The organism is Janthinobacterium aestuarii (assembly GCF_046113285.1).
Taxonomy (GTDB): domain Bacteria; phylum Pseudomonadota; class Gammaproteobacteria; order Burkholderiales; family Burkholderiaceae_D; genus Janthinobacterium.
In genome coordinates this window covers 5,807,756-5,826,782 of sequence record NZ_CP142524.1, presented here as the reverse complement: position 1 = coordinate 5,826,782, position 19,027 = coordinate 5,807,756, and the positions used below count along the sequence as shown (strand labels likewise).

Annotated in this window: 20 protein-coding genes; 18 read left to right on the top strand and 2 right to left on the bottom strand. The window is 59.5% G+C overall.

What is annotated here, in order from left to right; all coding sequences use genetic code 11:
• Window positions 1-117 precede the first annotated feature (117 nt).
• Complete coding sequence (locus OX462_RS26270; protein WP_409027376.1) at window positions 118-1,683, top strand: MutS-related protein; 1,566 nt, start codon at window positions 118-120, stop codon at window positions 1,681-1,683.
• A gap of 9 nt (window positions 1,684-1,692) precedes the next feature.
• On the opposite strand, the gene OX462_RS26265 is transcribed toward OX462_RS26270, so the two are convergent.
• Window positions 1,693-3,618 carry a phosphoethanolamine transferase gene (locus OX462_RS26265; RefSeq protein ID WP_409027375.1) on the bottom strand — a complete coding sequence of 642 codons (1,926 nt, stop codon included), beginning with the start codon at window positions 3,616-3,618 and terminating at the stop codon, window positions 1,693-1,695.
• A 433-nt stretch (window positions 3,619-4,051) separates the two neighbouring features.
• Here OX462_RS26265 and rpsL point away from each other — a divergent pair, with 433 nt between their 5' ends.
• From rpsL to OX462_RS26235, 6 genes are all read left to right on the top strand, one after another.
• The gene (gene rpsL, locus OX462_RS26260) at window positions 4,052-4,435 is read left to right on the top strand and encodes a 30S ribosomal protein S12 (protein WP_010394376.1); all 384 of its coding nucleotides are present in this window, start codon (window positions 4,052-4,054) and stop codon (window positions 4,433-4,435) included.
• 152 nt (window positions 4,436-4,587) lie between these two features.
• Window positions 4,588-5,058, top strand: coding sequence for a 30S ribosomal protein S7 (gene rpsG / locus OX462_RS26255; RefSeq protein WP_010394377.1), 471 nt, complete (start codon window positions 4,588-4,590; stop codon window positions 5,056-5,058).
• Between the two features lie 108 nt (window positions 5,059-5,166).
• Window positions 5,167-7,272 (top strand): elongation factor G, encoded by a 2,106-nt coding sequence (gene fusA / locus OX462_RS26250; RefSeq protein ID WP_070223447.1) that lies wholly within the window; start codon window positions 5,167-5,169, stop codon window positions 7,270-7,272.
• A 72-nt stretch (window positions 7,273-7,344) separates the two neighbouring features.
• Window positions 7,345-8,535, top strand: coding sequence for an elongation factor Tu (gene tuf, locus OX462_RS26245; RefSeq protein ID WP_077398776.1), 1,191 nt, complete (start codon window positions 7,345-7,347; stop codon window positions 8,533-8,535).
• Window positions 8,536-8,714: 179 nt separating this feature from the next.
• The gene (gene rpsJ / locus OX462_RS26240; protein WP_010394389.1) at window positions 8,715-9,032 is read left to right on the top strand and encodes a 30S ribosomal protein S10; all 318 of its coding nucleotides are present in this window, start codon (window positions 8,715-8,717) and stop codon (window positions 9,030-9,032) included.
• A 143-nt stretch (window positions 9,033-9,175) separates the two neighbouring features.
• A complete protein-coding gene (locus tag OX462_RS26235) occupies window positions 9,176-10,021 on the top strand; it encodes a DUF817 domain-containing protein (protein WP_070221709.1) in 846 nt (281 codons plus the stop codon).
• Window positions 10,022-10,038: 17 nt separating this feature from the next.
• On the opposite strand, the gene OX462_RS26230 is transcribed toward OX462_RS26235, so the two are convergent.
• On the bottom strand, window positions 10,039-10,584 hold the full coding sequence (locus OX462_RS26230) for a tetratricopeptide repeat protein (protein ID WP_070292325.1): 546 nt from the start codon (window positions 10,582-10,584) through the stop codon (window positions 10,039-10,041).
• A 176-nt stretch (window positions 10,585-10,760) separates the two neighbouring features.
• Here OX462_RS26230 and creB point away from each other — a divergent pair, with 176 nt between their 5' ends.
• From creB to rpsC, 11 genes are all read left to right on the top strand, one after another.
• Complete coding sequence (creB, locus tag OX462_RS26225; RefSeq protein WP_070292463.1) at window positions 10,761-11,492, top strand: two-component system response regulator CreB; 732 nt, start codon at window positions 10,761-10,763, stop codon at window positions 11,490-11,492.
• Entirely contained in the window at window positions 11,489-12,910 is a 1,422-nt protein-coding gene (gene creC, locus OX462_RS26220) for a two-component system sensor histidine kinase CreC (RefSeq protein ID WP_070292326.1), read from the top strand. The genes creB and creC overlap by 4 nt, the downstream gene beginning before the upstream one ends.
• Window positions 12,911-13,007: 97 nt before the next feature.
• A complete protein-coding gene (gene creD, locus OX462_RS26215) occupies window positions 13,008-14,399 on the top strand; it encodes a cell envelope integrity protein CreD (protein WP_070292327.1) in 1,392 nt (463 codons plus the stop codon).
• Window positions 14,400-14,642: 243 nt separating this feature from the next.
• On the top strand, window positions 14,643-14,831 hold the full coding sequence (locus OX462_RS26210; protein WP_070221705.1) for a hypothetical protein: 189 nt from the start codon (window positions 14,643-14,645) through the stop codon (window positions 14,829-14,831).
• A 325-nt stretch (window positions 14,832-15,156) separates the two neighbouring features.
• Window positions 15,157-15,813: a 50S ribosomal protein L3 gene (gene rplC, locus OX462_RS26205; RefSeq protein ID WP_010394393.1), complete on the top strand. Its 657-nt coding sequence runs from the start codon at window positions 15,157-15,159 to the stop codon at window positions 15,811-15,813.
• A gap of 3 nt (window positions 15,814-15,816) precedes the next feature.
• Window positions 15,817-16,437 (top strand): 50S ribosomal protein L4, encoded by a 621-nt coding sequence (gene rplD, locus OX462_RS26200; RefSeq protein WP_034753197.1) that lies wholly within the window; start codon window positions 15,817-15,819, stop codon window positions 16,435-16,437.
• Window positions 16,434-16,751 (top strand): 50S ribosomal protein L23, encoded by a 318-nt coding sequence (gene rplW, locus OX462_RS26195; protein ID WP_010394398.1) that lies wholly within the window; start codon window positions 16,434-16,436, stop codon window positions 16,749-16,751. Before rplD ends, rplW begins: the two co-directional genes overlap by 4 nt.
• A complete protein-coding gene (gene rplB / locus OX462_RS26190; RefSeq protein WP_034753198.1) occupies window positions 16,751-17,578 on the top strand; it encodes a 50S ribosomal protein L2 in 828 nt (275 codons plus the stop codon). Before rplW ends, rplB begins: the two co-directional genes overlap by 1 nt.
• A gap of 10 nt (window positions 17,579-17,588) precedes the next feature.
• Complete coding sequence (rpsS, locus tag OX462_RS26185; RefSeq protein ID WP_008444295.1) at window positions 17,589-17,864, top strand: 30S ribosomal protein S19; 276 nt, start codon at window positions 17,589-17,591, stop codon at window positions 17,862-17,864.
• Window positions 17,861-18,193 carry a 50S ribosomal protein L22 gene (gene rplV, locus OX462_RS26180; RefSeq protein WP_170840583.1) on the top strand — a complete coding sequence of 111 codons (333 nt, stop codon included), beginning with the start codon at window positions 17,861-17,863 and terminating at the stop codon, window positions 18,191-18,193. Before rpsS ends, rplV begins: the two co-directional genes overlap by 4 nt.
• Before the next feature lie 9 nt (window positions 18,194-18,202).
• The gene (gene rpsC / locus OX462_RS26175) at window positions 18,203-19,027 is read left to right on the top strand and encodes a 30S ribosomal protein S3 (RefSeq protein ID WP_034753199.1); all 825 of its coding nucleotides are present in this window, start codon (window positions 18,203-18,205) and stop codon (window positions 19,025-19,027) included.

Here is a 19,027-nt window from a genome sequence, read left to right as displayed (position 1 = left end):
GGCTGTCCGCCGTGTCCGCGCCGTCCGGCGTGTCCGTCCGTGCATGCGGCACTTGATAAATTGGCAATCGCCTGCATCTGCTGTGGCATTCCCTTCATCGACTCCTCCGCAGGCGCCATGCATCCGTTCCTCCAGCAACTTTTCCCTGCCAGCGCCTTCGCGCCGGCGCTCGATTATCCTTTCGCGCGCAGCGACGTGGCGATGCTGCAGCGGCTGACGGGCGAGGCGCCATCGCTCGATGGTCAGACCTGGGACGAGCTGCTGCTTGACCAGTATGCGGCGCAGCTGGCGCGCGAGACCGGCATCTTCGGCCAGCAGGAGCTGCACCGGCGTCTGAGCGGCGGCCAGGCCGATCCGGCCTCTGTCGCGCGCGTCCGGCGATTGCTGGACGACCAGGCACAAGTGGCCAGCCTGGAGCGCGCCTGCCTGCCCTTGCGCCAGGCCGATACAGAGGTGAGCGAGACCCTGTTCGGCGCGGCGCTGGCACCGGCGCCATGGTGGAGCGCCTGGCTATGGCTGGTGCCGCTGGCCCTGTTGCTGGCCATCGCCGCCGCCTGGCTGGTGGGCTGGCCGGCGCTGTTTGGCGTGCTGGCCGCCTGTGTCGCGCTGATGGCCGTACAGGTGCGTTTTTACGAAAGCGCCAAGCAATGGGAGCGCACGCTCGATACCTTGCGCCTCCTGCTGAAAACCCGTGCCGCGCTGGCGCGGCTTGATGGACCGGCAGCCTTGCCATGGGCCGCCGGCGGCGCGCAGGCGGCCAGGCTGACGCGCGCCATCGAGCGCTCGCTGCTGCACTACGTGCCCTTCATCGATACGGTACTGGTCGAATATGGCGACTGGCTCCTGCTGAAAAACATCAAGCGCTATTTCCGCACGCGCCAGTTGGTGGCGCAGCAGCTGCCCTTTCTGCGCGACTGCTTCACCCAGGTGGCGCAGCTGGAAGCGGACCTGGCGCTGGCGCGGCACCTGCGCGCGCTTCCCGTGTTTTGCTGGGCGGGCACCGCGCCGCCGCGCTCCCTGGCTTTGCAGGGCATGCGGCATCCACTGCTGGCGAACGCCGCGCCGCTGTCGTTCGGCGTGCAGGGCAAGGGGGGCTTCATCTCCGGACAGAACGGTATCGGCAAGAGCACCTTGCTGCGTTGCATAGGCTTGAACCTGGTCTGCGCGCGGGCCTTTGGCTTTTGCCATGCGCACAGCGCCGATGTGCCGCGCCTGGCCGTGTATGCGAGCATGCAGAACGAGGACTCGCTCGATGGCGGCGAAAGTCTGTACATCGCCGAATTGCGCCGCGCGCGCGAATTGCTGGCGTTGGCCGAGGAGGGGGCGCCGGCGCTGTTCCTGATCGACGAGATTTTTCGCGGCACGAACCACCTCGAATCCGTGGCGGCGGCTGCCGCCGTGCTGCATACGCTGGCCGCGCGCCACCTGGTGATCGTCTCGTCGCACAACCTGGTGCTGGGCCCCTTGCTGGAAGACTGCCTGGCGCCGTGGTGCGTGCGCCGCGACGATGCGGGCGCGCTGCTGCTGGCGCCCGGCGTGCTGCAGGCCACGAACGGCATCGCCCTGCTGGCACAGCGGGGCTTTGACAGCGCCATCGAAGACAAGGCGGAACGCGTCTTCGACTGGCTCAGCATGCACATGGCGCAACCGGCCGATTGCGGCGGCGTGCTGGAACGGGCGTGATGGCCGCCCTTATTTGTCCTGCTTTTCCGGCGTGCTCTTGTCGATCACTTCGCGGCAATCGCCACGGATGATGGCGTTGTCGTAGTTGGTCCAGCCATAGCTGTCGACGTAGCGCTTGTGCTGCTTGAAGCGGGGGCTGGCGATGCTCCATTCGGGCTGTTCGCCCGCGAAGCGGATGTCGCCCAGGTCGAGCAGGGTGTGGAACATGTTTTCCGTCGACAGGCGCGCCTTCTGATGGCGCCGCAGCTGCGTCACCTTGTCCGGATAATGCTGCTGGAATTGCGGCGAATACCAGACGAAGGCGGGCACGTGGAATTCGAACTGCGTGTTGTGCCCATGGAAGGCCAGGCGGCAGGTGCCGTCGTACAGGGTCTGGCCGTGATCGGCCACATAGACGAGCGAGCTGCGCAGGGCGGTACGCTGGCCGTCGTCCTTCAGCATGCCGATCACGTTCGACAGGAACCAGTCCGTGTACAGGATGGAGCTGTCGTAGCTGTTGTTCAGCTGCGGCTTGATGGCCGTGTCCGTGTAGACGGGCTTGTCGACGCCGAACAGCGACGGCTGCCACTTGTCGAACGATTTCGGATAGCGCTGGCTGTAGTTCCAGTGGCTGCCCAGGGTGTGCAGCACGATGAGTTTCTTCGGCGCCGGGTCGGCCAGCGCATTTTTGAACGGGTCGAACAGGATCTGGTCGAAATTCGAACTGTTGGTAAAGCCGCCCAGGTTCAGGAATTGCACCACGTCCGCTTCCTTGGCGAATACGGAGACGGGCGTGTCGAACTGGCCGAACGAGATCTGGTTCGACAGCCAGTAGGTCTTGAAGCCCGCTTCCTTGTAGGCGGTGAGGAAGGATTTTTCCGAGAAGCCATCCTTGAGGCTTTGCGTGGCCGGCTTGCGCGAGATGATGACGGGCACGGACAGGCGCGTGGCGGAAACGGCTGTGATGACGTCGGCCAGCGGCACCAGGTTATTTTCCTGTTTCAGCAGGGGATTGGTGTCGCGTTCGTAGCCGTTCAGGCTCCAGCGGTCGTAACGCGACGATTCGCCGATCACCATGACCACCACTTCCGGATGGGGATCTGGCTGTTGCTGGTGCGCGCCGAAACGGAAGCTGCTGCTCTTCTGTCCCAGCTCGGCCAGGTATCTGCGTTCCTTGTAGAAATCGAAGCCGCGCGCGGCCAGGCCGAAGGGCCAGGAATTGCTGACGGTGTCGAAGGCGTAGGGCAGGCGCGCCCAGTGGGGCAGGCTGGGCCAGCCCAGGCCCGTCTCGTCGGCGCCGGCGATGCTGGCGTTCTCGGGCTTGCTGCTCTCTTCGTCTTCCTCGGCCGTTTCGTCGTCGGCCGAACTGGCGTCGCCGAAGCCGGAGGCGCCCGCCTTGCCGCTGGCCGCCGGATGGCTGGCCTTGGCGGATGCGGCGGTGCTGTGCACGGCCTTGGCCTCGAAACCGAATTCGTAGCCATACCACCAGAAGCCGCCCAGCAGGATCAGCAGCACGAAGGCGGCCGGGCGCGTCTTGCCGCGCCAGTCCAGGTCGCGCGTGCGCGTGGCCGCATACCAACTCAGGGCGCACCAGGCGATCACGCCCAGCATGACGGCGCCCATCAGCCATACTTTTTGCCCGAGAAATTCCATCGCTTCCTTGGGACTGGTTTCGAAGATGATCCCCAGGTGGTGCGTGGAAATGCCCTGGCCATAGAAGATGAACAGGTAGATTTCCGTCGGCAGGGCCAGGAAGGCGGGCACCAGCAGCCAGTGGAAGTAGGCGGGGCGCTGGAACACGCTCCAGACGGCCAGCCAGGCCAGCAGCTCGAACGTGAGCATCTGCCACGGATGATCGAGCGCGCGCCCCAGCAGCGTGGGGATGAAAGGCACGGCCGTCAGCAAGGCATACGTCAGGAGCAGGAACAGATTGGCGGGGCGAAGCAAGGAGCGCATAAAGGAGGGCGGGAGGGCAGCGAAAAATGTCCGCTATTATCAATCCTTTTGTTGTCTTGCGGTCATACAAGAATGTGCGTGTCAGATGCTTGGTCGCAGGGAAAGAGTGCCAAATCATCAAGCGTTTGCGCGTGGCGGCGTCCACGCCTCGCTGCCGAAAATTAGTCAAAACACCACAAATGCCCCCGTTCTTTGCCTTTTTTTATAGCAAAAAGCGGTAAACTGATTGACCCCCTGTAACACAAGGTCTAAACTAGCGAGTTCTCGATTTTATTCTGCTCATCGTTTACGCATTACTTGGCATTTCATGGCCGCTCCTTATCGAGTGGCTGCGGGCGCCTCCGGTGCGCAGTAGATGAAAGCGGGACGAGGTTTTAGTCGCCGGGCATCTTGCCCGGGTTATTAATCGTAGTTTTTTGTTGGATTTATAACGATGCCAACCATCAATCAATTGATTCGCAATCCACGCGTCGCTTTGACCGTGAAGAGCAAATCGCCGGCGCTGGAAAACAGCCCGCAAAAACGTGGCGTCTGCACACGTGTTTACACCACGACTCCAAAGAAGCCTAACTCGGCTCTGCGTAAAGTCGCTAAAGTTCGCCTGACCAATGGTTTCGAAGTCATTTCGTACATTGGCGGTGAAGGCCATAACCTGCAAGAGCATAGTGTTGTGCTGTTGCGCGGCGGCCGCGTCAAGGATTTGCCGGGTGTGCGTTACCACATGGTTCGCGGTGCCCTCGATACCCAAGGCGTCAAAGACCGTAAGCAATCGCGTTCGAAGTACGGTACCAAGCGCGCTAAAGCTGGCAAGAAGTAATAAGTTGTACGCAGCAAACCCAAGTTTCGCTCAGTGGCAACTAGCTAAGTGAATGTAGTCGACCGCATCTGGTCGAGTAAGTGGAAGACTATGATGGTCGTCCGCGAGTGTGCGAAGAACGCGCGCTCAACTGAAGATTGAAAGGAATTGATATGCCACGTCGTCGTGAAGTACCCAAGCGCGAAATTTTGCCAGATCCAAAATTCGGCAACACTGATGTCGCTAAATTTGTAAACGTGCTGATGCTGTCCGGTAAGAAATCGGTTGCAGAAAACATCATCTACGGTGCTTTCGAGCACATCGCAGCAAAATCGGGCAAAGATCCGCTCGAAGTTTTTGCTACCGCAATCAACAACGCCAAGCCGCTGGTTGAGGTGAAATCCCGTCGCGTCGGTGGTGCAAACTACCAGGTGCCGGTCGAAGTTCGCCCAGTCCGTCGTATGGCTCTGTCCATGCGTTGGTTGCGTGAAGCTGCTAACAAGCGCAGCGAAAAATCGATGCCACAACGCCTCGGCGGTGAGCTGATGGAAGCGGCTGAAAGCCGCGGCGGCGCGATGAAAAAACGCGACGAAGTCCATCGTATGGCTGAAGCGAACAAAGCGTTCTCGCATTTCCGCTTCTAATATAAAGCCAGCTACCGCAAGGCGGCTGTCAAGCATCTGTTGTTCGAGGCCGGGCTCATTTTTGCAAAAAAATGCTGCTCGGTTTTGTCCATTCATTTAGGATTAATTATGGCCCGCAAGACCCCCATTGAGCGCTACCGCAATATCGGTATTTCCGCTCACATCGATGCAGGTAAGACGACCACGACCGAGCGCGTCCTGTTCTACACAGGCGTGAACCACAAGCTGGGCGAAGTCCATGATGGCGCTGCCACCACCGACTGGATGGCACAGGAGCAAGAGCGCGGTATCACGATTACCTCGGCTGCTGTTACGTGCTTCTGGAAAGGCATGGCAAACAACTTCCCAGCGCACCACATCAACATCATCGACACCCCAGGCCACGTTGACTTCACCATTGAAGTGGAACGTTCGATGCGCGTGTTGGATGGCGCCTGCATGGTTTACTGTGCAGTCGGCGGCGTGCAGCCACAATCGGAAACGGTATGGCGTCAGGCTAACAAGTACAAAGTGCCACGTCTGGCCTTCGTGAACAAGATGGACCGTACCGGCGCCAACTTCTTCAAGGTCTACGATCAGATGCGTTCGCGTCTGAAAGCGAACCCGGTACCTATTCAGATGCCTATCGGCGCTGAAGACGTCTTCACCGGTGTGATCGATCTGGTCAAGATGAAAGCGGTTATCTGGGACGACGCGTCGCAAGGCATGAAGTTTGAATACGGCGACATTCCTGCACACCTGGCCGCTGATGCTGCCAAGTGGCGCGAGAACATGGTTGAAGCCGCTGCTGAAGCGTCGGAAGACCTGATGAACAAGTACCTGGAAGAAGGCGACCTGTCGGAAGCCGAGATCAAGGCTGCTCTGCGTCAGCGTACCATCGCCAGCGAAATCGTTCCAATGTTGTGCGGTACCGCCTTTAAAAACAAGGGCGTGCAAGCCATGTTGGACGCGGTCATCGAGTACCTGCCATCGCCTATCGACATTCCGCCTGTCCCAGGTCTGGATGACGACGAGCAGCCAGTCGAGCGCGCAGCTGACGACAATGAGAAATTCTCGGCATTGGCGTTCAAGATCGCAACCGATCCGTTCGTCGGTCAGTTGTGCTTCATCCGTTGCTACTCGGGTACCCTGAATTCGGGCGACTCGGTGTTGAACTCCGTGAAGCAGAAGAAAGAGCGTATCGGCCGTATCGTGCAGATGCAAGCGAACGAACGCGAAGAAATCAAGGAAATGCGCGCTGGCGACATCGCCGCCGTTGTGGGTCTGAAAGACACCACCACGGGCGATACGCTTTGCGACGAAAAAGCCAGCGTGGTTCTGGAGCGCATGGTCTTCCCTGAGCCGGTGATTTCGCAGGCAGTCGAGCCAAAAACCAAGGCCGACCAGGAAAAAATGGGCCTGGCGCTGAACCGCCTGGCTGCAGAAGATCCATCGTTCCGCGTGCGTACCGATGAAGAATCGGGCCAGACCATCATCGCCGGTATGGGCGAGTTGCACCTGGACATCATCGTTGACCGCATGAAGCGCGAATTCAACGTTGAAGCGACCGTCGGCAAGCCACAAGTCGCTTACCGCGAAACGATCCGTAAAGTGTGCGAAGAGTCGGAAGGCAAATTCGTCAAGCAATCGGGTGGTCGTGGTCAATACGGTCACGTGGTTCTGAAGATCGAACCGCAAGAACCGGGCAAGGGCTTCGAATTCGTTGACGCGATCAAGGGCGGTACCGTTCCTCGCGAATACATCCCTGCAGTTGAAAAAGGTGTGCGCGACACGCTGACTTCGGGCGTGATGGCTGGCTACCCAGTCGTTGACGTGAAAGTCACGCTGTTCTTCGGTTCGTACCATGATGTTGACTCGAACGAAAATGCATTCCGCATGGCCGCTTCGATGGCATTCAAAGATGGCTGCCGCAAAGCATCGCCAGTCATCCTGGAGCCGATGATGGCCGTGGAAGTGGAAACGCCGGAAGACTACGCCGGTACCGTGATGGGCGATCTGTCGTCGCGTCGCGGCATGGTGCAAGGTATGGATGAAATTGCTGGCGGTGGCGGCAAGATCATCAAGGCCGAAGTACCTCTGTCGGAAATGTTCGGTTACGCTACATCGTTGCGTTCGTCGACCCAAGGTCGTGCGACTTACACGATGGAATTCAAGCACTATGCTGAAGCACCTAAGCATGTGACTGAAGCAATCGTAAGCTCGAAAGCTAAGTAATAGAAGTTCCGGGCCGGCTTTCACGAGAATGCCGGTCCCTACATTTAAATCATTGTTCTAAGGAAGAATAAAATGGCAAAAGGTAAATTCGAACGGACCAAGCCGCACGTCAACGTCGGCACCATCGGCCACGTCGACCACGGTAAAACCACGCTGACCGCTGCAATCGCAACGGTTCTGTCGAAGAAATTCGGCGGCGAAGCCAAAGCATACGACCAGATCGATGCGGCTCCAGAAGAAAAAGCGCGCGGTATCACGATTAACACCGCCCACGTCGAGTACGAAACGGAAACGCGTCACTACGCGCACGTTGACTGCCCAGGCCACGCCGATTACATCAAAAACATGATTACCGGTGCAGCCCAGATGGACGGCGCGATCCTGGTGTGCTCCGCAGCTGACGGCCCAATGCCACAGACCCGCGAACACATCCTGCTGGCCCGCCAAGTTGGCGTTCCATACATCATCGTGTTCCTGAACAAGTGCGACCTGGTCGACGACGCAGAGCTGCTGGAACTGGTTGAAATGGAAGTGCGCGAGCTGTTGTCGAAGTACGAATTCCCAGGCGACGACCTGCCTATCATCAAAGGTTCGGCACGTATGGCGCTGGAAGGCAAAGAAGGCGAAATGGGCGTTGACGCAGTGCTGCGTCTGGCCGATGCGCTGGATGCTTACATCCCAACGCCAGAGCGCGCTGTTGACGGTGCGTTCCTGATGCCAGTGGAAGACGTGTTCTCGATCTCGGGTCGTGGTACCGTTGTGACCGGTCGTATCGAGCGCGGCATTGTCAAAGTCGGCGAAGAGATCGAAATCGTCGGTATCACCGATACCGTCAAAACGACTTGCACCGGCGTGGAAATGTTCCGCAAGCTGCTGGACCAAGGTCAAGCTGGCGACAACGTTGGTCTGCTGCTGCGCGGCACCAAGCGTGAAGACGTGCAACGTGGTCAAGTGCTGGCCAAGCCAGGCTCGATCAAGCCGCACGCGCACTTCACCGGCGAGATCTATGTTCTGTCGAAAGACGAAGGCGGCCGTCATACGCCATTCTTCAACAACTATCGTCCACAGTTCTACTTCCGCACGACGGACGTAACCGGTTCGATCGAGTTGCCAGCAGACAAAGAAATGGTCATGCCAGGCGATAACGTGTCGATCACCGTCAAGCTGATCAACCCGATCGCGATGGAAGAAGGCCTGCGCTTCGCTATCCGTGAAGGCGGCCGTACCGTCGGCGCTGGTGTTGTTGCAAAAATCATCGCTTAATTATTAAGCGAATATAAAAGAAGACGCGTCGTCGCCCGGCGCCCTTCTTTTTATTCAACTGCCGGGGTTGGCAAGCATTTTGGTGCTATCATGTCGACCCTGACGGTTGTTGCGTCAGAAATTCCCGTATGACCTCATTGCCGTGCAAATCGCGCGGTTCGTTCTTTTAAGGAAATATCATGTCGGCACCAAACCAAAAAATCCGTATCCGCCTGAAGGCTTTCGATTACAAGCTGATCGACCAGTCCGCTCTGGAAATCGTTGAGACCGCGAAGCGCACCGGCGCTGTCGTCAAAGGCCCAGTACCACTGCCTACCCGTATTCAGCGTTTCGATGTGCTGCGTTCCCCGCACGTCAACAAAACTTCGCGCGATCAGTTCGAGATCCGTACGCACCAACGCCTGATGGACATCGTTGACCCAACGGACAAAACCGTTGACGCGCTGATGAAGCTGGACCTGCCAGCTGGTGTTGATGTCGAAATCAAACTGCAATAATCGTTTTTAAGAAGGCTGGCGGGGTATCCCGCCGCCTGAGATGGGGCCGGGCCTGCTCACGATCGTGAGTGCGCCCGGCCCCATTGCTTTTGTGCCGTGCAAAACCACTTTACAGTGCCGCGCCCGCCCGATAAAGTTGCCGCATGCTCAACGCCCTCGATACCCACCTGCTCAATGCAACTCCCCGTCAGCGCCTGCGCGGCTGGCCGCGCTTCCTGACCGAATTTTTGTATTTCGGCATCAAGGAGGCGAGGTCATGCCTGTTTGTGGGACTGTTTTTTGCTGCCGTGTTCCTGGTGCCGCGCGCCGGCCTGTTCGGCCTGCCGCGCTATGACGTGCTGCTGCTGGTAGCGCTGGCGATCCAGGGCGCGATGGTCTGGAGCGGGCTGGAAACGTGGGATGAATTGAAAGCCATCTGCCTGTTTCATGCGGTCGGCTTCGCGCTGGAGGTGTTCAAGGTGTCGGGGACGATACAGTCGTGGAGCTATCCCGACTTTGCCTACACCAAGGTGTTTGGCGTTCCCCTGTTTTCCGGCTTCATGTATGCGGCCGTGGGCAGCTACATCATCCAGACCTGGCGCCTGCTCGACATGCGGATCCGCCACCATCCGCCGTACTGGATGGCGGTGCTGATCGCGCTGCTGATCTACGCTAACTTCTTTACCCACCACTACATCGGCGACTATCGCTGGTACCTGGCCGCCTGTGCGCTGGGCTTGTATGCGCGCACCACCGTGGTGTTCCGCCCGCTCGACCGCGACCGCAGCATGCCCCTGCTGCTCGGTTTCGTGCTGGTCGGCTTCTTCATCTGGCTGGCCGAAAACATCAGCACCTTCTGGGGCGTGTGGCGCTATCCGAACCAGCTTGGCGCGTGGTCGGTGGTGCACGTCAGCAAATGGAGCTCATGGTCGCTGCTGGTGGTGATGACGTTCACCATCGTGGCCCACCTCAAGCACATCAAGGCCAGCATCCACGTGGCCCAGCCTTAGGCGCAGGCAGTCGCTTATTACAGGCTGGCCGCCACCGCCTCGAAGCGCGCGCCCAGCGCTGCTTGCGGGCCGCCCTGCAGCTGTTTGGCGTACTGGCGCAGCACTTCCGCCGAATACGTGCGCGAGCCGGGCGACAGCTTCGGCAGCAGCGGCAGCACGCGTTCCAGATAGCCCGTGCCTTCCTGCCATTTGCCTTGCGCGGCCAGGGCCGACGCCAGTTCCACCATGCGGCGGCCGACGCGCGCATCGCTGCGCGGCTGCGCCGCCTCCTCCGTGGCCAGGGCTTGCCGGTACAGTTGCTCCGCTTCGGCATTCTTGCCCTGCAAGCGCTTGATGCGGCCCAGGTTGGACTGGCGCTGCGAGACGATGTCCGCGCCGGCCCCGGCCTGCTCGGCGCTGCGCAGCGCCTGTACGCAAGCCAGTTCCGCTTCGCCAAACTGGCCCTTGCGTTCGGCCGCGTTACAGGCATCTTGTTGTGCGTTGGAGGTGGCGAGTGTCGCTGGCGCCGCGCAGGCGGCCAGCAGGCTGACAGCGCATAGCAGGCTGATGGTATGGGTCTTCATAGTCTCCTCGGACGGGTGTCAAACACGGTGTATCGGCGGAGTCATGCCGTAATAAATATACTCCAAGTTTTTTGGGGCGGGTGGCTTTTCGCCGGCGCACGCGATGGACGCCGGATTGACGCCGCTTGCATGCTTCAGGGATACTCCGGGCTTGTCCACTAATGCGTGCCGCCGCCATGTCCAAGACTGTCCTGATCGTGGAAGATGAACAGGCGATTGCCGACAGCATCGCCTATGCCCTGCGCACGGACGGCTTTACGCCGCGCCATGTGATGTTGGGCGAGCACGCCCTGGCCGCGCTGCGCCCCATGTCCGGCGAAGACGCTCAGACGCCTGTTCTCGTGGTGCTCGACGTGGGCTTGCCTGACATGAGCGGGCTGGAAGTATGCCGCCGGCTGCGCCAGTTTTCCGAGGTGCCCGTGATCTTCCTGACGGCCCGCAGCGACGAGATCGACCGTATCGTCGGCCTGGAAATCGGCGCCGACGATTACGTCACCAAACCGTTTTCGCCGCGCGAACTGGTGGCGCGCATCCGCGTCATCCTGCGCCGCGCAGGCGTCGCCCAGGCGCCGCGCGAGGCGGGCATGACGATAGCTGCGCCTGTCGTCGCGACCGCGCCGGCGCGCTTCGAGTTGCGCGCGCTCGAGGCGCGGGTACTGTTTCACGGCCAGCCGCTGGACCTGACCCGCTATGAATACCTGTTGCTGAAAACCCTGCTCGCGCATCCGGGCCACGTGCTGTCGCGCGCGCAGCTGATGGAGCGCGTGTGGAGCGGGGCGCCCGACACGCTCGAGCGCACGGTCGATGCGCATGTCAAATCGCTGCGCGCCAAGCTGCGCGCCGTCGATGCGCAGGCCGATCCCATCCACACCCACCGTGGCCTCGGCTACAGCCTGGCCGGCGCATGAAGATCGGCCTGCGCATTCTGCTCGGCTACTTCCTGATCGTCGGACTGGCCGCGTGGTTCCTGCTGAATGTCTTCATGGAGCAGGTCAAGCCGGGCGTGCGCTCGACCCTGGAAGACACCCTGGTCGACACCTCGCAGCTTCTGGCCAGCCTGGTGGCGCCCGACGTGAAGGCGGGCACGCTGGCGCAGTCGCCCGTGGCCGCGCGCATGCAGGATTACGCGCGCCATGGCGTGGACGTCAATATCAATGGCGTGCGCAAGCGCACGCTCGATTACCGCATCACCATCACGGACCGGCACGGCATTGTGCTGTTCGATTCCAGCGGGCGCGACGTGGGGCGCGACTATTCGCGCTGGAATGACGTGTATCTGACCTTGCAGGGCAAGTATGGCGCGCGCAGCACGCGCAGCCGGCCCGACGACGAGATGTCGACCGTGATGCACGTGGCCGCGCCGATTCGCGACGGCAATGAGGTCATCGGCGTGCTGACGGTGGCCAAGCCGAACGCCAGCGTGCAAGCGTTTGTCGAGCGCAGCCAGCGCAAGATCCTGCAGCGCGGTGCCGTGCTGTTGCTGCTGTCGCTGCTGATCGGCCTGGCGTTCGCGTGGTGGCTGCACCATGCGCTGGGCAAGCTGATGACCTATATCGGCGATGTGGAAGCGGGGCGCAAGGTGGCGCTGCCGGCGCTGGGCACGAACGAGATCGGCACCCTGGGACGGGCGCTGGAAGCGATGCGCACGCGCCTGGAAGGCAAGGAATACGTGGAGCAGCTGATGCATACGCTGACGCATGAATTGAAAAGCCCGATCGCCGCCATCCAGGCCTCGGCCGAGTTGCTGCAGGAAGACATGCCGCCGGCCGAGCGGCGCCAGTTCCTTGCCAGTATCCTCGAGCAGAACGCGCGCCAGCGGCAATTGATCGACAAGCTGCTGGCCCTCGTGCGCGTGGAGAAGCAGCAGCGCCTCGACCACCCCGAGCGCATCGCGCTGGGGCCCCTGCTCGCGCAAGTGGCGCAGGATGCGGCCGCCACGCTGGCGGCGCGCGGCGTGCGCCTGCAGCTTCAGGCGGACGAGGCGAGTGTGGACGGCGATGCCTTGCTGCTGCGCCAGGCGCTGGGCAATCTGCTCGACAACGCGGCCGGCTTTGCGCCGCCGGGCAGCTGCATCGATGTGACGGCGCATCGCCAGGGCACGCACGTGGAAATCGCCGTGCGCGACCGCGGCGCAGGCATCCCCGCGTATGCGCTGGAGCGCGTCTTCGAGCGTTTCTACTCTCTGCCGCGCCCGAGCACTGGCAAGAGCACGGGCCTGGGCCTGCCCTTCGTGCGCGAGGTCGCTTCCTTGCACGGCGGCACGGTCGAGGTGCTCAATCATGCGGACGGTGGCGCCTGCGCGCGCCTGTGCCTGCCGCTGGCCTAGCACACTCTTAGCGCATTTTATTTGCCCGCTTCACACGGACTGCATCGTCAGCGCATACAGCTTTTTTACACTGGCCGCCTTACTTCAAGGATGCGCCATGCAAAAAACTCTGTTAGTCAAAGCGTTGATCGTGTTCGGCCTGATGCTGATAATCGGCCTGCCTTTGCTGATGATTCAGGAAACGATCAAGGAGCGGATGGAATTCCGCCAGGAAGCCGTCAACAGCATCGCCGCCGATTCGGTGCGCGAACAAACCATCATCGGCCCCATCCTGGTGATTCCCTACACGGAGCAGTATGAAGAGCGCGTGGAGGTGGCCAAGGGCGATGACAAGGAAGCGAAATCGGCGGTGCGCACGGAGTTGTTGCGCCGCACGGTGCAGCGCCGTCTGCTTGTCTACCCGAACAATTTACTGCTCAACGGTAACATCGACACGGACCGCCGCTACCGCGGCATCCACCAGGTGCTGGTCTACAGCGGCCAGCACGCGTTCAAGGGCGACTTCACGGTGCCTGCCGGCAGCCAGCTGCCGCGCAAGTCGCCGGATTCGCGCGTGACCCTGGGTGCGCCGTTCGTGGCCCTGTCCATCGAGGACGTGCGCGGTATCCGTAATATTCCGAAAATCGACTGGGGCGGCCAGAAGATCGAGTTCGAGCAGGGCACCGACCTGTTTGCCTTCCGCAGCGGCCTGCATGCGCCGCTGGGCGCCATGCCTTTGACGGCACCGCAGCAGGTGCACTTCAGTTTTGATCTGGGCCTCGACGGCATCGAACGCCAGCACTTCGTGCCGGTGGCGAAAAACAGTCAGATCAGCATCAAGTCGAACTGGCCGCATCCGCAGTTTGGCGGGCGCTTCCTGCCGTCGCCGAAATTCCGCCAGATCAACGCCGATGGCTTTCAGGTCGAGTGGAGCATCTCCTCGCTGGCCACCAATGCGCAAACGCAGCTGAGCACGATCGAGGGCGAGTTCAAGGTGCCCGACAGTGCGCCGCTGGGCCAGATCGACCGCTTCAGCGTGGGCTTCATCGAGCCGGTGAACGTGTATTCGCAATCGGACCGGGCCACCAAATATGGCTTGCTGTTCGTGGCGCTGACCTTTGCCGCCTTCTTCATCTTTGAAATCCTGAAAAGCCTGCCGATCCACCCGGTGCAGTACCTGCTGGTGGGCCTGTCGCTGGTGATCTTCTTCCTGCTGCTGGTGGGCCTGGCGGAACACATCGCCTTCCTGGCCGCCTACCTGATCGCCAGCGCCGCCTGTATCGTGCTGACCAGCTTTTATCTGGTGCACGTGCTGCACAACGCCTGGCGCGGGATCGGCTTCGGCGTGGGGCTGACCATGCTATATGGCGCCCTGTATGGCTTGCTGAGCTCGGAAAACAATGCGCTGGTGATGGGCAGCATCCTGCTGTTTGCCGTGCTGGCCGCCATCATGGTGGCGACGCGCAAGGTGGACTGGTATCAGATTGGCAAAGGAGCGCCGCAAGAGTAAGACTTACCTGGGCGCCATGCGCCACCTTGCAGCCAGCTCGGACAGTGATATGCCCGGGCTGGCTTTTGCATTTTGCGCGGGGAAAGAACTGCAGCATTAATTGGTAGTTGGTTGGTATTGTTTGCGGTATGCTATTGGCATTGCTTTTTAGGGAATGGCGGGCGCCGTGGCGTCTGCCCGGGGCGGTGCGAGGATGGCGTGGCGTCCTGGTTGTTTGTCCATCCGATAAAACGGAGATGCAATATGATCAAGAAGACGATGGTTTTTCTGTTTGCGTTGGGCCTGAGCGCCTCGTACGCGTTTGCCGCCGGCGACGTCACGCAGTGCTATAGCGAGTGCGGGCAAAAAGTGGCGAATTGCCGGGCGCACCTCGGCGGCAGCCCGATCTGCGAGGACCTGTACGAACATTGCCTGATCAACTGCCAGCAATAAGCTTTTCCGGGTGCCACGCCCAGGATGAGTGGAGCAGGGCGCGCATGCCATGGCGCGCCCTGTGTCTTTCTGCCATCGCCCGCAAGGGCGCATGCCGCCGTGCTTTGCGCCTGTTAAATTGCCTTGCGGCAGCGTTTTTCAGGGGCGCCGACAACTCCCGCAGGGGCGTCGCGCAACACTTTGACATACCTCGTGTTAACTTGTTGCGTCAAGGGTTTTTGTGCTATATACTAGCCGGCTTCGGTATGGATTCGTCTTTTTTGAGTCCTACGTTACTTTGTAGTTAAACAAGCCCCGCCCAATCGCAGGTGGGAATGGAGAAAAAATGAGCCTAGGCCTTCTCGGTCGCAAGGTTGGTATGATGCGCATTTTCACGGATGAAGGGGATTCGATCCCGGTCACCGTGTTGGACGTATCGAACAACCGTGTTGCGCAAATCAAAACCCCTGAAACAGATGGCTACTCCGCTGTTCAGGTCGCATTCGGTCAACGTCGCGCTTCCCGCGTGACCAAAGCTGTTGCTGGTCATCACGCTAAAGCTGGCGTTGAAGCCGGTACTCTGTTGAAAGAGTTCCGTGTCGACGCTGCCAAAGCCGCTGAACTGAAAGCTGGCGATGTTGTCGCTGCTTCCCTGTTCGAAGTCGGTCAAAAGATCGACGTGCAAGGCGTTACCATCGGTAAAGGCTATGCAGGCGTTATCAAACGTTACCACTTCGCTTCTGGCCGTGCAACGCACGGTAACTCGCGTTCGCACAACGTTCCAGGTTCCATCGGTATGGCACAAGATCCAGGTCGCGTTTTCCCTGGTAAGCGCATGACCGGTCATCTGGGTGACGTTAACCGTACGATCCAGAACCTCGTGATCGCCCGTATCGATGCCGACCGTCAGCTGCTGCTGGTCAAAGGCGCGATTCCAGGTGCGAAAAATGGCCAGGTAGTTGTCTCGCCAGCCATCAAAACCAAAGCCAAGAAGGGAGCTTAAACGATGGAACTCAAGCTTCTGAATGCGCAAGGTCAAGCCGCCTCGAACGTTGCTGCAGCCGATACGATTTTCGGCCGTGACTACAATGAAGCGCTGATCCACCAAGTCGTCATCGCTTATCAAGCGAATGCACGTAGTGGTAACCGCAAGCAAAAAGACCGTGAAGAAGTTCACCACACGACGAAAAAGCCATGGCGCCAAAAAGGTACCGGCCGCGCTCGTGCTGGTATGTCGTCGTCGCCACTGTGGCGCGGCGGTGGTCGGATTTTCCCGAACTCGCCTGACGAAAACTTCACCCACAAAGTGAACAAAAAGATGTATCGCGCAGGTATCTGCTCGATCCTGTCGCAGCTGGCTCGCGAAGAGCGCCTGATCGTCATCGACGATCTGACGATCGACGCGCCAAAAACCAAGCTGCTGTCGCAAAAATTGAACGGCCTGGGCTTTGATTCGGTTCTGATCATCACCGACGTTCTGAACGAAAACCTGGAACTGGCATCGCGCAACCTGCCTAACGTACTCGTCGTTGAGCCACGTCACGCAGACCCGATGTCCCTGGTGTTCTACAAGAAGATCCTGGTCACCAAAGCTGCATTGGCCAAGATTGAGGAGATGCTGGCATGAGCGCGATTTTGAAACATAGCGAAGAACGCTTGATGAAGGTGCTGTTGGCGCCCGTGATTTCCGAAAAGGCCACCATGGTCGCGGAAAAGAACGAGCAAATTGTATTCCGCGTACTGCCGGATGCAACCAAGCCTGAAATCAAGGCAGCGGTCGAACTGCTGTTCAAGGTTGAAGTTCTGTCCGTGCAAACTGCAAACCGCGAAGGTAAGCAAAAGCGCACCGGCAAGTTCAACGGTCGTCGTAACCATACCAAGCGTGCTTTCGTGTGCCTGAAGCCTGGCCAGGAAATCAACTTCTCCGAGGAGGCTGCATAATGGCACTCGTTAAGATGAAACCAACCTCGCCAGGCCGTCGCGGCATGGTGAAGGTGGTGAATGCCGACCTGTACAAAGGTCGTCCGTTCGCTGCCCTGGTTGAAAAGAAATCCAAGACCGCTGGTCGTAACAACAACGGTCACATCACCACCCGTCATATCGGTGGTGGTCATAAGCAACACTACCGCTTGATCGACTTCAAGCGCACCAAAGATGGTATTCCAGCGAAAGTGGAACGTATCGAATACGATCCAAACCGCACCGCGAATATCGCTCTGTTGTGCTACGCCGACGGCGAACGTCACTACATCATCGCAACCAAAGGCATGGCCGTTGGCGACAGCGTGATGAACGGTTCGGAAGCACCGATCAAATCGGGTAACTGCTTGCCAATCCGTAACATCCCAGTCGGTACCGTGATGCATTGCGTCGAAATGCTGCCAGGTAAAGGTGCCCAAATGGCACGTACCGCCGGCGCTGGCGTTGTGCTGATGGCACGTGAAGGTACCTACGCTCAAGTGCGTCTGCGCTCGGGTGAAGTACGTCGCGTGCACATCGAGTGCCGTGCAACGGTTGGTGAAGTCGGCAATGCCGAGCATAGCCTGCGTAAAATCGGTAAAGCTGGTGCGATGCGCTGGCGCGGTGTTCGTCCTACCGTTCGCGGTGTGGTCATGAACCCGGTCGATCACCCGCACGGTGGTGGTGAAGGTAAAACAGCAGCTGGTCGTCATCCAGTTTCGCCATGGGGCCAACAGACCAAGGGTAAGAAGACACGCAGCAACAAGCGTACTACTTCCATGATCGTCTCGCGCCGCGGCAAGAAATAAGGGGTAGCACATGACACGTTCATTGAAAAAAGGGCCGTTCTGTGACGCCCACCTGGTGAAAAAAGTTGAAGCCGCACAAGCAGCCAAAGACAAAAAGCCAATCAAAACCTGGTCGCGTCGTTCGACAATCATGCCTGACTTCATCGGCCTGACGATCGCGGTGCATAACGGCAAGCTGCACGTGCCGGTTTATGTTTCCGAAAACATGGTTGGTCACAAGCTCGGCGAATTCGCACTGACCCGTACGTTCAAGGGCCATGCAGCTGACAAAAAGGCTAAGAAATAATGGAAACTAAAGCTATCCTCAAAGGTGTGCGCCTGTCGGACCAAAAGGGCCGCCTGGTTGCTGACCTGATCCGTGGCAAGAAAGTTGACGCTGCACTCAACATCTTGCAATTCAGCCCGAAAAAAGGTGCTGCGATCATCAAACGCGTTCTGGAATCCGCTATTGCGAATGCCGAGCACAATGATGGCGCGGACATCGACGAATTGTTCGTGAAAACGATCTACGTCGAAAAGGGCCCGGTCCTGAAGCGCTTCACCGCGCGTGCAAAAGGCCGTGGCGACCGTATTTCGAAACAATCCTGTCACGTTTACGTGACTGTCGGTAACTAAGGAGCCACGATGGGTCAGAAAATTCATCCAACCGGTTTCCGTCTGGCGGTCACCCGTAACTGGGCTTCGCGCTGGTATGCAGGCAACGGTAATTTCGCTGCCATGCTGAACGAAGACTTGAAAGCACGTGCTTACCTGAAAAAGAAACTGAAGAACGCTTCCGTTGGCCGCATCGTTATCGAGCGCCCAGCCAAGAACGCGCGCTTCACGATCTACAGCTCGCGTCCAGGCGTGGTCATTGGTAAAAAAGGCGAAGACATCGAAGTACTGAAGTCCGCGCTGACCAAGATCATGGGCGTGCCTGTTCACGTGAACATCGAAGAAATTCGCAAGCCAGAAATCGACTCGCAACTGATCGCCGATTCGATCGCTCAGCAGCTGGAAAAACGGATCATGTTCCGCCGCGCCATGAAGCGTGCAATGCAAAATGCAATGCGCCTGGGTGCTCTCGGTATCAAGATCATGTCGTCCGGCCGTCTGAACGGTATCGAAATCGCGCGTAAAGAGTGGTACCGCGAAGGCCGCGTGCCTCTGCATACCCTGCGCGCCGATATCGACTACGGTACCAGCGAAGCGTCGACCACCTACGGCATCATCGGTGTCAAGGTGTGGGTATACAAAGGTGACCGCGCGCCTAACGGCGATGCACCAGTCATCGATACCCCAGCTGACGAGAAGAAAAGCCGCGGCCCACGCCGTGACGATGGCAAGCCAGCTGGCCGTCCACGTCCAGCCGGTGCCGGTGCGAAACCATCCACAGCACCAGGTGCACGTGTGCGTACCGCCGCTAAACCGGCCGCCGCAGCAGCACCAGCTGAGAAAGCAGGAGAATAA